This window comes from Stenotrophomonas sp. SMYL89 (genome assembly GCF_036319985.1).
Classification (GTDB): Bacteria; Pseudomonadota; Gammaproteobacteria; order Xanthomonadales; family Xanthomonadaceae; genus Stenotrophomonas; species Stenotrophomonas maltophilia_Q.
This window is the reverse complement of record NZ_JAWIRW010000003.1, coordinates 81247-96515: the sequence shown is the minus strand read 5'-3', so window position 1 is coordinate 96515 and position 15269 is coordinate 81247. Positions and strand designations below refer to the sequence as shown.

Genomic DNA, 15269 nt, shown 5'->3' with positions numbered 1-15269 from the left:
GCACGGAAACCCGCGCGGTGCGCGCGTAAGCCGAGCATGGGCTCGGCTCTACAGTTCCGCAGTACCGCTGCGGAACCCGCTGAACACCGACTCGGCGGCAAACCCGACGCCACCCAGCAGCACGCCGAAATACACCATCGTGGCCACCACGAAGGCGTAACCGGCCGCCACCGCTGCGCCATCGCGCTGGATGAAGCCGATGGCGAAGGACATCAGTGCCAGTGCGGGCAGCGTGTTGCTGAAGGGAATCGGGCCGGCCGGCGCCATCAGCAGCAGGGTGGCCACGACCAGCGCCAGATTGTTCAGGCGCATCATCTTCTTCGAACGCACCATCACCGCCAGGCGCATCGGCCGCGACAGCCGCTCCATGCGGTGCACCCACTTCAGTGCACGGCCAAGGTTGGCCTTCAGCTTGTCGGTGGCGATCTCGCGGCGCGCCAGTTTCTGCGGCACCCACAGCGGGCGGTTGCGTACCCGGCTCAGGCCGATCAGAAGGATCGAGGCGCCGAACACGGTGCTCAGCCCGGGAATCGATACGGGAATGATGAAGATGGCCGAGAGCAGGATCACGATCAGCAGCAGGCCTTCATCGCCCAGCGCGCTGAGCAGGGTACCGACGCTGACCTGTTCGCCGGGCAGCTCGTCGATCATCTGCTCGATCTGCTGGGCCAGGGGCGCGCTGTCGTTGGTTTCGGGGGCACGGTAGGTCATGCGTCGCAAGGTTCTCCAGGGAAGGGCGGTCAGTGGGCCGTCCTGCGGTGGGGGACGCACAGGCTCCTGCAGTATCCCGGCCAGCGTGGGCAAAGAGGTGAACCGGGCATGAGGGGGTAAACTGGCGTGCCCCGCACGAGTTGAACGCAATGGATATGGGCCGCAGGCAATCGACCATCGAACTGGTCGCCATCGACATGGATGGCACCCTGCTGGACCCAGCCCATCGGCTCACCGCCCGGGCCACGCAGGCGATTGCGCAGGCACGCGCGCTGGGCGTGCACATCGTGCTGACCAGCGGCCGCCCGGTGCCGGGCCTGGCGCCATTCCTGCACGAACTCGGCATCGATGGCGACGATGACTACTGCATCGCCTGCAACGGCGGCCTGGTGCAGCGCATCGGCACCCGTGAAACCGTGGTCGAGTACCCGCTCAGCTTCGCCGACTTCCTGTTCTGCGAGCAGGTGGCGCGCGAACTGGGCGTGCACTTCCAGGCGCTGGACAGCCAGCGCATCTACACACCCAACCAGGACATCAGCTGCTACACCGTGGCCGACTCGCATCTTTCGCGGATGCCGCTGTCGTACCGCCGCGTGGCCGACATGGACCCGTCGATGTCCTTCATCAAGCTGATGATGATCGACGAGCCCGAGGTGCTGGACGCCGCCATCGCGCGCCTGCCCAGCGAACTGACCGAGCGCTTCGCGGTGCTGAAGAGCGCACCGTTCTTCCTGGAAGTGTTCGACCACCGTGCAGGCAAGGGACCGAGCCTGCAGAAGCTGGCCGAGCACCTGGGCATCGACCGCGCCAACGTGATGGCCATCGGTGACCAGGAGAACGACCTGACCATGCTGCAGTACGCCGGTACCAGCGTGGCAATGGGCAATGCCATCGACGCGGTGAAGGCGGTGGCGCGGTTCGAGACCAGCAGCAATGCTGATGAAGGCGTGGCGCGCGCGATTGAGCGCTTCGTTCTGCAGTAACCGCGGGTCCCCATGCTCTGGTAGGTGCCAACCTTGGTTGGCACACGCAATCGGCAAGCGCCGACCCAGGCTATACCCACGTATAGCCCACCCATCCCCACCGCCATCGGCGCTGTACCACGGTGCAATGGCGGATGCGGCAGTGCGATGCAAGACTTTCGCACGTCGAAATCACGCCATCGAATTCTGAGGCAGAGGATCGTCTTCCTCTGCCACTGACCGGCGCGGACAGCGCCGTCACACCCTCAACGCAATCGCACCGCCAGCCAGGCGCCGACACCGGCGCTGCAACGCGCTGGGCGTGCGCCTGCGCCGCACTCCCCCTGCACCTTGGATCTGCTCATGAACACCCCGCCCACGACGCGCCTCGCCCTGGCGATCATCACGGCCATTGCCGCCCCTGCGTATGCCGCCGACTCGGCCGAGACCGCGCACGACACGCCCACCACCTTGAATGCCCTGCAGGTGATCGCCACACCGCGCGGCGCCGCCGTTGCACCGACCCAGGTGGTTGGCCCGAACCGCTACATCATCAAGGCCGAAGACCTCGACGCGATGGTCAGCGGCAACAATGGCCTGGCCATGCTCAAGCAGGTGCCCGGCGCCAGCTACACCGCCACCGACGGCCTGGGCCTGGACATCTCGGCCACCAGCCTGTTCGTGCGTGGCTTCCGCATGAATGAAATGGGCATCACCTTCGAGGGCGTGCCGCTGAACGACAACGGCTTCCTCTCGCTCACCGGCACCAGCGTGGTGAACGTGGGCGTGCCCGATGGCATCGGCGCGATCACGATCAGTCCCGGTGGCGCACCGGTCAGCGTGTTCTCCAGCAGCGTCAACGGCGGCAGCCTGGAATACCGCCTGCGCGAGCTGCAGGACACGCCCAGCCTGCGCGTGAAGCAGGGCGTGGGCAGCAACAGCACGCTGGTCACCACCGTGTCCGGGCAGAGCGGCCAGCTCGGTGAGCACGGCCCGAAAGTGCTGGTCGACCTGCAGCGCGTGTCCGCCGACAAGTACCAGGGCGAAGGCACGCAGAACTTCCTGCGCGGCGACCTGAAGCTGCAGCAGGACGTCGCCTGGGGCGATGTCACCGTGTTCCTGTCCGACAGCAAGGCCAAGGTCTGGGGCTACAACAACATCTCCTTCGACATGATCCGCAAGCTCGGCTGGAAGGCCGACATCTTCTACCCGGATTACGCGTGGGCCTGGTACGTGGCCTCGCCGGAGAACGCAGACAAGTCCTGCGGCGCCTACACCTGCGGTGAGCTGTCCGAACTGATTCCGTACGACACCGGCCAGATCACCCGCGACCGCGTGTCCTCGATCAACCACCGCTTCCAGATCACCCCGGCACTGCGTGGCAACGTGCAGCTGTACAACGCCAACAGCCACACCCAGGCCACGCTGACTGACCCGACCGTACCGTCGCCCAACGGCGCACCGTTCTCCGAACAGGTCCAGACGCCGCGCCTCAACCGCCTGGGCGGCATGGTCAACCTGCAGTTCGAGACCGGCGCGCACACCTTCACTGCCGGTTTCTGGCAGGAGAAGAGCAAGGCCGCGGCCAAGACCGAGTGGTACCAGCAGCCACTGCTGGGCGAGGGCCCGCCGCTGAAGGCCACCGGCCCGTTCGACGTGTACGGCCCCGCGTTCAAGACCGACAACGCATCGAGCTGGGTGACCCGCTCGCGCCAGTTCTACCTGCAGGACGACATCGTGCTGAACGACACGCTGAAGCTGGGTGTCGGCTTCAAGGCCGTGGACTTCCGCACCAGCGGTGGCGGCCTCGGTGATGCCAAGGACCGTCCGGTGAACGGCACGCTGCGCGCGAAGAGCAACTTCCTGCCACATGTCTCGCTGTTCTGGAGCCCGACTGAATCCACCGATGCGTTCATCGACCTGGCCAACACCATGAACGGCTACCGCGTGGCCCAGCGCGGCAACATCGGTTACACCGCCTCGGCATGGACCATCACCGACCAGGAGGAGTTCGACCGCGTGGCCGGTACGCTGCGCCCGGAGAAGAACTGGAACCTCACCGTGGGCGCATCACACCGCTTCGACCGGCTGACGATCACCGGCGATGTGTTCTACAACGACATCCGCAACCGCCTGCTGTCGGCCGCCATCGGCACCCAGTTCACGCAGATCAACACCGTGCGGCTGATGCCGAAGATGCACGTGATCGGTGCCGACCTCGGCATCACCGCCGACTTGACCGACCACCTGCAGTTCTACCAGGGCGTGGCCGTGGCTCGTTCGTACTACGACAGCGATTTCGTGGTGGGCGATACGGTGTACCCGATCAAGGGCAATGCCCAGCCGGGCTACCCACAGATCTCGCTGGTCAGCGACCTGTCCGCCCACTTCGGCGACTGGCGCTTTGGTGCCACCAGCACCTCCTACCTGCGCCAGCCCTTCACCTACGAGAACGACATCCGCGTGCCCACGTTCTGGCAGGTCAATACCTATGCGGCGTATCGTTTCGGTGCGGACAGTGCAGTACCCGGGCTGGAGCTGCGGCTGGACGTGAGCAACCTGTTCAACCGCCACAACATCGGCACCGCCACCATCGCCGGCTCGTCGTTCTCGGGGGATTACCAGACCCTGCAGCGGAGTGCGCCCCGGCAGCTGATGTTCAGCACGTCGCTAACCTTCTAGGTAGATCCACGCCATGCGTGGATAGTTGACCCAAACCCGCCAAGACCCCCCCCTTGCGCAATCAACAGGGATTTTCTGGCGGCGACGCAAGGTTCCCACAATGTTGATGGGTCATCCTGTTGGCATGGCACAGCACAACCCGCGAACCCCGCTGTTCGGCATCCGGGGCCCAGGACGGCCCCGGCAGGCGCTGTCCGTAGCGCCTGAAATCGACCTGCGTGCCGAGTACCAGTTCTGGCACGTCTACGAACGCGTAGTCCGCCCGCTGCCCGGCGGTGGGCTGCGGAAGGCCTGGCTTGTGTGCCAGAAGGTGTATCGCGACCGTTGGCAGCACCCGGACGACAGCGACGAGGCGGCGTTGTCGAGGGTGGTGTTTGGCGGGAACATGACGGCTGACCGGGCGTCGGAGCTGGCGGAGCTGCACGCGCTGGTCAGCCGTCGGGTGGCGCTGCTGGCGAGGCGTGGGCGGATGGGTACTGCGGCTTGATTTGCAGGGATGCTCCTGGCGACGCCGGATTGCCATGAACCGCCCTGGCGCCCTCGCACCATCCGCAGCCATGACCTGCTATGGCATTGTCCCAACCGCTGTCATGACCTTCTCTGGATAGAGTCGACTGTTAGTCGACTGCTCTACTCATCGGCTCCGCGGAAATCTGCGCTTCGCGCGCGAGTCGACTAACAGTCGACTCTACCAACGTCCTCTCCAACGGGTGCTTCTAAGGCTTTCCCCGGTCCAGCTGCCGGTACCCGATCGCCTCAGCCAGATGCGCGGTCTGGATGTCCTCGCAACCCGCCAGATCCGCAATCGTGCGCGCCACGCGCAGAATCCGGTGCATCGCCCGTGCGGAAAGCTGCAGACGCTCGATGGCCTGTTCAAGCATGTCCTGATCGCCCTCGCTCAGTAGGGTACACGCCCGCAGCGCTGCCGGCGGCAGATGCGCATTGAGCCCTCCACGCGCCTGCTGCCGGGCATGGGCGGCTTCCACCCGCGCACGTACTGCAGCACTCGGTTCACCCAGCGGCGTGCTCTCCCGCAGCTCCACCGCGTCCATGCGCGCCACGCTGATATGCAGGTCAATACGGTCCAGCAGTGGGCCAGAGACGCGCGCACGATAGCGGTTGATCCGTTCATCGCTGCACAGGCAACGGTTGCTGCGGTCACCGGCCCAGCCACACGGGCAAGGGTTCATCGCTGCCACCAGTTGGAACCGCGCGGGATACTGCACGCTGCGTGCCGCGCGGGCGATGCGGATGTGACCGGATTCCAGCGGCTCTCGCAGAGTCTCCAACGCACTGCGGTTCCATTCCGGAAGCTCGTCCAGGAACAGCACGCCGTGATAAGCCAGCGAGATTTCGCCGGGGCAGGGCGGGTTGCCGCCGCCCACCAGCGCCGCCGCACTGGCACTGTGATGTGGCGCCCGAAAGGGCCGCTGCCGCCATCGTCTTGGGTCCAGCCCTTCGCCACTCACCGATGCAATGGCGGCCAGCTGCAGTGCTTCGACTTCCTCGGTATCCGGCAGCAGACTGGGCAGACGCGAGGCCAGAAGTGTCTTGCCGCAGCCAGGACTGCCGATCAACAACAGATGGTGCCCACCCGCTGCGGCCACTTCCAACGCGCGCCGTGCGTGCGCCTGCCCGCGCACGTCGGCCAGATCGGGCAGTGGCAACGGTGTCGTGTCTGCGCGCTCCACGGTTGGCAACAGGCGCGGATTGCCCAGTCCGGCGCAGCATTCCAGCAACGTACGCGCTACTCGCACATCGGCGTGCTCGGCCAACGCAGCCTCTGCGGCATTCCCCGGAGGCACCACTAGGATGCGCCCAGCCTCGGCGGCGGCAATTGCGGCGGGCAGTGCACCTGCTACCGGCCGCAGCTCACCGGTCAGGCCAAGCTCGCCCAGAAACTCATACTGCAGCAGCGACTGCGGATCGACCTGGCCGCTGGCCGCCAGAATGCCCAGCGCGATGGCCAGGTCGTAGCGCCCACCTTCCTTGGGCAGGTCGGCGGGGGCGAGGTTGAGCGTGATGCGCCGCTGGGGAAAGTCGAAGCGTGCACAGAGCAGGGCGGCACGCACGCGTTCGCGGGACTCGCGCACGCTGGTTTCGGCCAAGCCCACGATCTGAGTGACAGGCAGGCCGCCAGAGAGATGCACTTCCACCCGCACCAGCGGGGCATCGACCCCGGCGCGGGCACGGCTGTGGACCAGCGCCAGGCTCATGTGTGGTTTCCTGCAGAGGGGCGCTTGATCGTGCGGCAGGTGCGCTGCGGGGAGCTATCGGGAATTGCTGGTGAAGTGGCTAGGAGGATTCTGGCCGGTGTTCGCCTGGTGCACACTCGCCAGAGCACCCAGAGCACGCCTCGACCAACAGTGGCTCTGCGTCTTCCTAGAGCAACCGTCCCAGTTTCCGCTGAGAGTTCATCCAACGCTCGAAGCTGATGCGCGCGCGTTCGCTATCCGGCACTCGCCAGACTGCATCGATCATGCTGGCTACCCAACAGGACGACTGCTGATTGAACTGAGGAAGTCCGAACATGAAGATCAGGCCTTGACAGGGATGCTTCAGTTCGAGTGATCATCCGCATGAACGGAAGCTGAGTCGTTTGTCGCCCTTCATCCAAGGATGTAACGGACATGATTTCTGCCAAGGACCGGCGGGGGGAAAATGCTCCCTGCAATGTTTATCCGGGCTCGCCGCTTTGCTCGCTCATCGTTGGCTTGGCACTTGCGCTGGGAGTCGGGTTCCACGTCTCAGCCCAGGATGGACTCTTCAACTACCAAGAGTATGAGAAGAAGGTAAAAAGCGCGCAGTCGCTTGCCGCCATATCCGCAGATGAGGTATTCGGGGATCGAACTTCCGGCTTCGACGGCAGCACCGAGTTCCTCGTTGAAGACGTGTCCATACCTGGCAATTTCGACCTTCCGGTCAGCATCGCCCGCCGCTTTGGAGTTGAGGCCGTCAACCGAGGATCTCGCTATAGCGAGGCCAAAGGGCTGACGCTGTTTGACGATTGGGAAATCGTCGTTCCCCACATGTCGGGCGTATGGACCAAGGGGGCTGGATGGATTACGGGCGATCCAGGGGCGCAGACCACACAGCGTTGTTCGGTCAATAAGGCGCCCTACCTATTGGAGACCTGGGGCTATACCAATATCGGCTTCGGCATTGACGTGAAGTGGCATGGCGGAAATGGCGAGGAGCTTCTGATTGCCGACGATCCGTCCCATGCCACGGCACCAGGCTTGGAGGCGCCCAAGTGGATGACGGCTTCGAGAGCACGGTTCACCTGTTTGGCTGCAACACGAAACGGATATCCGGGCGAGGCGTTTATTGGGCACACCCCGGATGGGAAGAAGTACTTCTTCGACTGGGGTGTGGAAAGGCCCTATGCAACAGCTCAGTTCAGTGATGGCGCTGCCAATCGTTCGGTGGGGCGTAAGCGGGTCTATCTTCTGGCGTCGCGTGTGGAGGACCGTTATGGGAATTGGGTGTCCTATAGTTACAACGGAGACAAACTCACTAGCATTCAGTCCAGCGACGGTCGCCGGATTGACCTGAGCTATGACGGCGACGGTCGGGTGACCAGCGTGCAAGCCAATGGGCGCATATGGCGGTATTCGTATGTTGGCGACACGGACGGGAACGACGGTGGCTTGTCCCAGGTCACGCTTCCGGATGGCTCGGCGTGGGCTTACAGTCATCGCGGACGCCTCCAGTCCAGTTTCCCTATCCGTAAAGCCGACGATGAGGGCGGGTGCGAAATACGGGCCGGTAGTGAGCCCCCTCCTACGCAGATGACGGTGGTCGCCCCCTCGGGTGCGCAAGGCATATTCGACTTTGAAATGGAGTTGTTCATTCGCTCCGATCCTTGCAATGGACTGACACCCTCGCACTACCAAGCGTGGTCTTTGAAGAAGCGCACCATCACCGGGCCCGGACTGTCTCCGATGGTCACTACGCGAAGCTACAACCTGCAGTTGCCGGGAAGCGGCCGCTGGTCCAGCCTGACCAAGCCGGATGGAACGCAGATTCGCGAGCGCTACGGTGCCAATCCAGCTCTGAACGAGCGAAAGCTCATGCAAAAGCAGGTTCTGGACGCAGCTGGCCAAGTGGAGCGTGACGAGCTCTACACCTATACGTTCGGTTCCGAGACCGGTCCGTTCAGTACGCGGGTCGGGCATTCCATCGGGGTGCAAGCGGGTCAGTTCTTGGCGGGCATGCTGAGCGCTCTCAGTGAAAGCACATTCTCTCAAGATGGCGATACCTACCGCGTGGTCTACAGCGATTTCGATCGCAAGGCCCGTCCGGCACGCGTGAGCTATACCGGTCCTTCTGGTACCAAGGCTGAGATACGAGAGCATCTGGATACGGCCAGCCCTTGGGTCTTGGATCAGGTGCTGAGTGTCAAGGAGGCTGCGTCGGGAAAGATCACCACACAGTATGCCTATGACGGTATGGCCAAGCCGAATGCCGTCTATCGGGCCGGGGCTTTGCTGCAGAGTGTTACTTATGCGGCGGATGGCACGATCAGTGCAGTGCGCGATGGAAAGGGGAACGAAACGCAGATCCAGGACTGGTATCGCGGCGTGCCGCGATTGGTCATCAATCCCGATGGCACCACCAATCGCATGTCGGCAGATGGAAACGGGTGGATCACTTCCACCACGGACGCGCTACAAAGGACTACTTCCTATCTGCACGATCCGATGGGTCGCGTGCGCGAAGTCCAACCGCCGGTCGATGAGAACCAGTGGGCCAAGACTACCATCTCATTCCGTCAGGTCGCGGCCGATGAGTACGGCCTTTCGCCGGGGCACTGGCGAGTCGATAACGCCCAAGGGGCACGGCGCCAGGAAACCTATCTCGACGCACTCTGGCAGCCGCTCCTGGTGCGCGAATACGATGCAAACAACGTCGCCGGCACGCAGCGGTGGGTCAGGAACGCATACGACAGCGAAGGTCGCCTGACGTTCACCTCTTATCCTTCAAGCGATAGCACGGTGGCGACCGGTACCTGGACCGAGTACGACGCGCTGGGGCGGAAGACCTCTTCGTCCCAAGACAGCGAGCAGGGCCTGCTGATTACAACCATTGGCTACAGCAGCAATGCCACCACCACAGTCGTGGATCCACTCGGCCATCAGACCATCACCCGATTCGATGCGTTTGAAGGCCCGGACTACGGGAGGCCTGCGCAGATCATTCGTGCCGATGGCAGCAAAGTCAGCATCAAACGAAATGCTTTTGGCCTTACCACCGAAGTAGCCCAGTCCGCCAACTAAAAGGCATGTCAAGGATGGCAAGCGTGAACGCTGAAAAACTGCGCATGGCCGCGGCGGTTCTGCTGGGGCTGATGATCATCTTCCTATGCCAAGTGGCACACGCTGACGCTTGGATTGAACTTACGGGGCCAGCCCAAACCTCCTACACGGCACCAGCAACCTATCAGTTGCAGCTCAAAAGTGGCGTCACAAGTACCGGCCCCAAAGCGGAGTATCTGGAAGACATACAGCTCACGCGCAATGGCCAAGTGATCTCCCGACTTCCGAACGGGACCTATACCGAGAACGGTCTGTCGGCGGGCACGTATCAGTATGTCTACAAGGCATTTGGCGTGCGCAACTTCAACGGCAATGAGTCTTCCCGACAACTAATCTCACCCACGATCACGGTCACGGTGGCGGCACCGCCAACCCCTTTCGACGGCGCGGAGTACGTCTCTGCAAGCTGGCCTAACTCGGCCGATAGAGGAACCCCATTCAGCGGTACCGTCACCTTCCGGAACACGGGCAACACAACGTGGCGAGCAGTGGAAGGCTATCGACTGGGGCAGGCCGAGCGCTACGTTTCCGGCGCTACGAAGCTAGGAATTGCCGAGGTTGCTGTACCTCATGACGTGGCTCCGGGTGGCACAGCGACGTTTACGTTCAACGGAGTAGCGGCCAGTGAGAACGGGCCGACAACGCTCCAATGGCAAATGAACCGGAATGGTGCTCGCTTTGGTAGCACCAGCAGCGAGCAGACCTTTGAGACGACCGGAAGGCTCAATCGCGGCGTCATGTATGAGCAAGAGGTTCCGACCAGCATGGAGGCCGGGCGGACCTATCGCGTCAAGCTGAAGTTCGTCAATACGGGCAATACCACGTGGTCGGCGTCTGCGGGCTATGCATTGGGTTCCTGGAATCCCAATGATAATGTCCGGTGGGGCAGGGCGCGGGTTCCAATGCCGAATGAAGTCAGTCCACAGCTGCCTGCGTTCTTTGAATTCGATGTGGTAGCTCCTTCATTGCCGGGCGTCTACAGCTTCCAATGGCGATTGCTGGAAGAGGGCAAAGAGTGGTTTGGTCGGGAAAGTGACAATGTCCAGGTCACCGTCAATGGGCCGCCGTCCAAGGTAATTGGCAATATCGATGGCGTCACCAGCGACGGTCAGATCCGAGGATGGGCGTGTTCGACGGGCATTGATTCGTCGATCGACATTCATGTCTACACCGGTGGAGCCGCCGGCAGTGGCGGGACGATCTTCCTGACCGGTAAGGCCGACTTGGCGAGTGAGCCGGCCGTAGCTACGTCCTGCAAGGCCGGAGGCAATCATCGCTTCTCGCTTCCAATGAGCAACGAGCAGCGCCGCCAGCGGGCTGGGCAACCGATCTATGTCCATGGAATTTCTCCCGTTGGACAACCCAACAACACCATTGATGGTTCCGGTGCGTTCGTCGTTCCCGCAGCGCCCAGTGGCACTCTGTCTGTGTCCCCTGCGATGTGCCAGATTGCAGCTGGTGCGCAGACCTGCAACGTCACCCTGACCTGGTCGGCCACGGACTCCCGTGCAGAACTCAAGCGTGATGGCGGTTCTGTGGTCGGCAGCGGAGCGAGCGGTTCCATCGTGGTGCCGATTGGCTCCGGCACGAATCGATTCACGCTTTCGGTCGCCGGCGATGCAATTGCCCAGGCGGCGGCCACTGCCAAAGCCGCTCCTACCTTGCCAGTCAATCCAGACAATCCGGCCCCGACCGTGGCCCGGCGATACGTCTACGACGACAACCTTCGGTTGTGCAAGGTCATCGAGCCAGAAACCGGGGCGACCGTGTTTGGCTACGATGCGGCCGGCAATCTTGCCTGGAGTGCGAGCGGGCTGGAGTTGCCCAGCCTGACCGAATGCAACCGTGAGGCGCCGCAGATTGCAGCGCGCCGCGTTTCACGCAACTACGATGCCAGCAATCGCCTGCAGACGGTGGTCTATCCCGATGGTCTGGGTGATCAGCAGCTTGAGTACACACCTACGGGCCAGCTGAAGACTGAGAGGGTCTTCAATCAGGACCGTGTGCCAGTGGTGACCACCCGTACCTACAACTCTCTCGGGTCGGTGGTCAGTCAGAGCCGTGTCATAGGCAGCGCGAGCGCCCGAACGCTGGCATTTGGCTATGACCACATGGGTCAGCATGTTCGTACGGACTACCCCGATGGCTACTCCGTCCAGCAATCCTTGAATGCTCTGGGCCAGCCCGTGCGGCTACAGGATGGCACTGGCGCCGTACTCGCCAGCAACATCGCCTACTTCCCCAGTGGTGAAACCGCCGCGCTGACCTACGGCAATGGCATCGTACGTGGCGTAACCGAGAATGCGCGACAGTTGACCAGCCGCATCGTTGACAGTGGCATGGTCGATCTGAACTACAGCTATGACGCGACGGGAAACATCAGCCAGATCAGCGATGCCGTACGCGGCGACTCCTGGAAGATCAGCTTGGGCTACGATCGCCTTGATCGATTGATTCAGGCCCGCGCGCCGGCATTTGGTGGGAATGGGCAGTACACGTTCGGCTATGACACGTTGGACAACATCGTCTCGATGCGATTGCCAGGGAAGCGGGAGCGCACGTTCCATTACGACACCCGCAATCGCCTGGAACTGCTGCGGGACCCCAGCGGTAACGGCGTCTCTGGCTTCTCCTACGACGCGGCAGGCAATCTGGCGGTGCGTAACGGCCAGACGTTCACCTACGACATGGGTGGCCAGCTCCGTTCCGCCGGAGATGTACAGAAATACTTCTACGAAGGAGCCGGACTGCGTGCTTACGCAACAGCATCAACGTCGGCACCGACATCAGAAAATTCACCCATCTTGGGCCAGGCGCCCATCACGGGTAGCCACAACTGGGATGTATCCATTCCAGAGCGCGGTGGCGGTGAACTTGGTTTCTTGGCGAGTGATCTGGATCGCTCCTGGCAGTATCTCGTGGGTGGGGAGCTGATCGAATCCACCCAAGGTGGGGAAACGTCCGACTACATCTACCTCGGCAAGAGACTGCTGGCTATTCGCACCAGCTCTGCCACGGGGGCAACGCTCACCTATCTTCATCACGATGCACTCAATACGCTTGTGGCAACGAGCAGGGCTAATGGAGAGGTGCTGACGCGTCACTTCTGGTCACCATATGGAGAGGCAGACGCGGCGCCTGCTGCGAAGATTCCAGGCTACTCAGGCCATCTTGCGGATCCCGACACGGGACTGGTCTACATGGGGCGGCGCTACTACGACCCACAACTGGCGAGGTTCATTTCTCCCGATCCGTTAGCTGCTAGCACCTCCGGAGGGCCAAATTTCAATCGCTATCGGTACGCCAGCAACAACCCATTCCGATTCTCTGATCCCACGGGCGCGTGTGACCAGGCAACCGGGTCACATATGTGCAATGGCAGCTGGTTCGCCGGGGCAAACCTGACCGGTGCGCCGTCGCCGACACCTGGCGGAGTGCCCCAGCACGATCCCAACGCCCCCGCGCCTGCAGAGACCGTCAAGGCTACAGGCCTGGGTGCCATTGAGGAGTACTTTTCTGAACGGAATTTCTTCATCGGACAGGGGAGCTTGACCGATTTCGATGCCGTGTCGGAGGCGATCGTCGTTCCGTTGATGAACTCTCCAACGGGATCAACGGCTGCTGGTGGCCTCAAGCTCGCCTCCATCATGGTAGTGCTGCGTGGGGGCAATGCAGCGAGAGGCTTTGGGAATCTCTCGCGTGCGGGTGAGTTTGGCATTGCATCCTACAACTCTCTGAAGAGAATGGTAGGTACAGGGTCTGGGTTACAAGTTCACCATCTTATTGAGAAGCGGTTTGCAGGTGTTATGCAAGTGAAGGAGGGTGAAATGCTTTCGGTTGTGGTGACTAGAACGGAGCATCAGGTCTTTACCAATCAGTGGCGATCGATGTTTCCGTATGGCAGGCCGCCACCGAGCCAAGCCCAGATAATGGACGCCGCAAGGTCAATTTATGCCAATCATCCCGCCATCCTTAAATCTTTGGGACTCTGATAGCATCGTGACATGAAGATCAAGTATCGATTTGCTTTCACTTGGAGTGAGGCACGTGCTTTGCAGCTCCGTGCTCTAGGTTTGAAGGTTCAGCCCCCGGCTGATCCTCGTCCTGAAGTCGGTGGTATTGCTGTGAGCTTTGCTTTGGAAGGTGCGCCAGGGTGGAGTGAAGCTTGTAGCTTGATTCGCTCGTGGAATGGTGCAACTTCTGTGACCACGGAGTTTACTGCTGCGGAGATTTCGGAAGCCGCACACTGCGCGCTTCAGGTTGTCCACGCCAGCGGCTACCCACAGCCAGAAAGAGATTTTCTGTATCTTGAGCAGGCGTACGACCTGAGCGCGCGATGTCCAAAATGTGGCGAAGGCGCAGTTCAGGTGGCGCCGTTCCGGATCAAGAAGACGTTGAAGTGGGGGCGGAATGCCTTTCTGAAGCTGAATTGGGTAGAGGAAGCTTGCTTCATGCAGACTTCCGTTTGGTCAGAACATCTTCGCCCCCTGGGTATCGGAGTGCTTCCGGTTGAGGACACCAAAGGAAGCCTCTTGGATGAGGTTGTTCAACTCGATCTTGGGCCTGTGGTTCCGCTGTGTATGGGCGAGCTGGATGGAGTTCGTTGCGAGAAATGCGGCAGGGAACGCTACCAATGGCATGACCGCGGCTTTTTCCCGTCAATCAAGAACCCTCCAGATGTGCCGATCTTCCGTAGTTCGCAGCGTTTCGGGGTCGAGCATCAGTCGGCGAACGCAATGATTGTGAGTGCGACAGTAGCGAACGCCATCAGAGCTGCAGGATTGAGAGGTGTCGAGCTCTGGCCTTGTGCGCCGGCAGGATAGACTTTGCAGAGCAGTTTGGCGGTGTTTCAGAGCATGGTCATATTGAGGAATGTGACAAGCGCGTCTGCATGGTGGATTTCCACTTGCCACTTGCCACTTGCCGCCGGCGCCGCCGCACTGGCGCTGTGGTGCCCGGAGTGGAGGCTGCCGCCATCGTCTTGGGTCCAATCCATCAGGTTGCGCCGGCCTCGGCCGCCACAATCGCGGCCGGCAGTGCGCCCACCACCGGCCGCAGTTCACCGGTCAGGCCAAGCTCGCCCAGGAATTCGTACTGCAGCAGCGACTGCGGATCGACCTGGCCATTGGCCGCCAGAATGCCCGGCGCGATGGCCAGATCGTAGCGCCCACCTTCCTTGGGCAAGTCGGCAGGCGCGAGGTTCAAGGTGATGCGCCGCTGCGGAAAGTCGAAGCGGGCGCAAAGAAGGGCAGCACGCACGCGCTCACGGGACTCACGCACGCTGGTTTCGGCCAGGCCAACGATCTGGGTGACAGGAAGGCCGCCAGAGAGATGCACTTCCACCCGCACCAACGGGGCATCGACCCCGGCGCGGGCGCGGCTGTGGACCAGTGCCAGGCTCATGTGTGGATTCCTGCAGAGAGGCGCTTGATCGTGCGGCAGGTGCTCTGCGCAGGGATATCGGGATTTGCTGGTGGCGCAGCTAGGAGGATTCCGACAGGTGCCTGGAGCGTGCCTTGTTCCTGTGCGGAAACCCGTCTCTACAACGTGAGCGCCGGAGATCGCCCGGTATCAAGTGGATCGGCGTTGATCAGCC

Annotated in this window: 8 protein-coding genes and 1 pseudogene; 6 read left to right on the top strand and 3 right to left on the bottom strand. The window is 62.1% G+C overall.

Annotated features, from left to right (window positions below; genetic code table 11):
• Nucleotides 1–48: 48 nt before the first annotated feature.
• Complete coding sequence (locus V3B41_RS04930) at nt 49–711, bottom strand: exopolysaccharide biosynthesis protein (RefSeq protein ID WP_049431964.1); 663 nt, start codon at nt 709–711, stop codon at nt 49–51.
• Between the two features lie 149 nt (nt 712–860).
• Here V3B41_RS04930 and yidA point away from each other — a divergent pair, with 149 nt between their 5' ends.
• From yidA to V3B41_RS04915, 3 genes are all read left to right on the top strand, one after another.
• Nucleotides 861–1694 carry a sugar-phosphatase gene (yidA, locus tag V3B41_RS04925; RefSeq protein WP_329860280.1) on the top strand — a complete coding sequence of 278 codons (834 nt, stop codon included), beginning with the start codon at nt 861–863 and terminating at the stop codon, nt 1692–1694.
• Nucleotides 1695–2036: 342 nt separating this feature from the next.
• Entirely contained in the window at nt 2037–4355 is a 2319-nt protein-coding gene (locus tag V3B41_RS04920) for a TonB-dependent receptor (protein ID WP_329860279.1), read from the top strand.
• A 100-nt stretch (nt 4356–4455) separates the two neighbouring features.
• Nucleotides 4456–4842, top strand: a complete 387-nt coding sequence (locus V3B41_RS04915; protein ID WP_049431970.1) for a hypothetical protein — start codon at nt 4456–4458, stop codon at nt 4840–4842.
• A 229-nt stretch (nt 4843–5071) separates the two neighbouring features.
• Here V3B41_RS04915 and V3B41_RS04910 read toward each other — a convergent pair whose 3' ends face one another.
• Nucleotides 5072–6571, bottom strand: a complete 1500-nt coding sequence (locus tag V3B41_RS04910; protein ID WP_329860276.1) for a YifB family Mg chelatase-like AAA ATPase — start codon at nt 6569–6571, stop codon at nt 5072–5074.
• Nucleotides 6572–6985: 414 nt separating this feature from the next.
• On the opposite strand from V3B41_RS04910, the gene V3B41_RS04905 reads away from it, so the two are divergent.
• Genes V3B41_RS04905 through V3B41_RS04895 form a run of 3 tightly spaced genes read left to right on the top strand, consistent with a single transcriptional unit; the run spans nt 6986 to nt 14496 of the window.
• Nucleotides 6986–9634 (top strand): RHS repeat domain-containing protein, encoded by a 2649-nt coding sequence (locus tag V3B41_RS04905; RefSeq protein ID WP_197632390.1) that lies wholly within the window; start codon nt 6986–6988, stop codon nt 9632–9634.
• 23 nt (nt 9635–9657) lie between these two features.
• Nucleotides 9658–13665, top strand: coding sequence for an RHS repeat-associated core domain-containing protein (locus tag V3B41_RS04900; RefSeq protein WP_329860274.1), 4008 nt, complete (start codon nt 9658–9660; stop codon nt 13663–13665).
• Nucleotides 13666–13677: 12 nt separating this feature from the next.
• Nucleotides 13678–14496, top strand: coding sequence for a hypothetical protein (locus V3B41_RS04895; RefSeq protein ID WP_152906612.1), 819 nt, complete (start codon nt 13678–13680; stop codon nt 14494–14496).
• 181 nt (nt 14497–14677) lie between these two features.
• Here V3B41_RS04895 and V3B41_RS04890 read toward each other — a convergent pair.
• Nucleotides 14678–15076: pseudogene (locus tag V3B41_RS04890) on the bottom strand (magnesium chelatase domain-containing protein); the annotation flags it as partial.
• Nucleotides 15077–15269 lie beyond the last annotated feature (193 nt).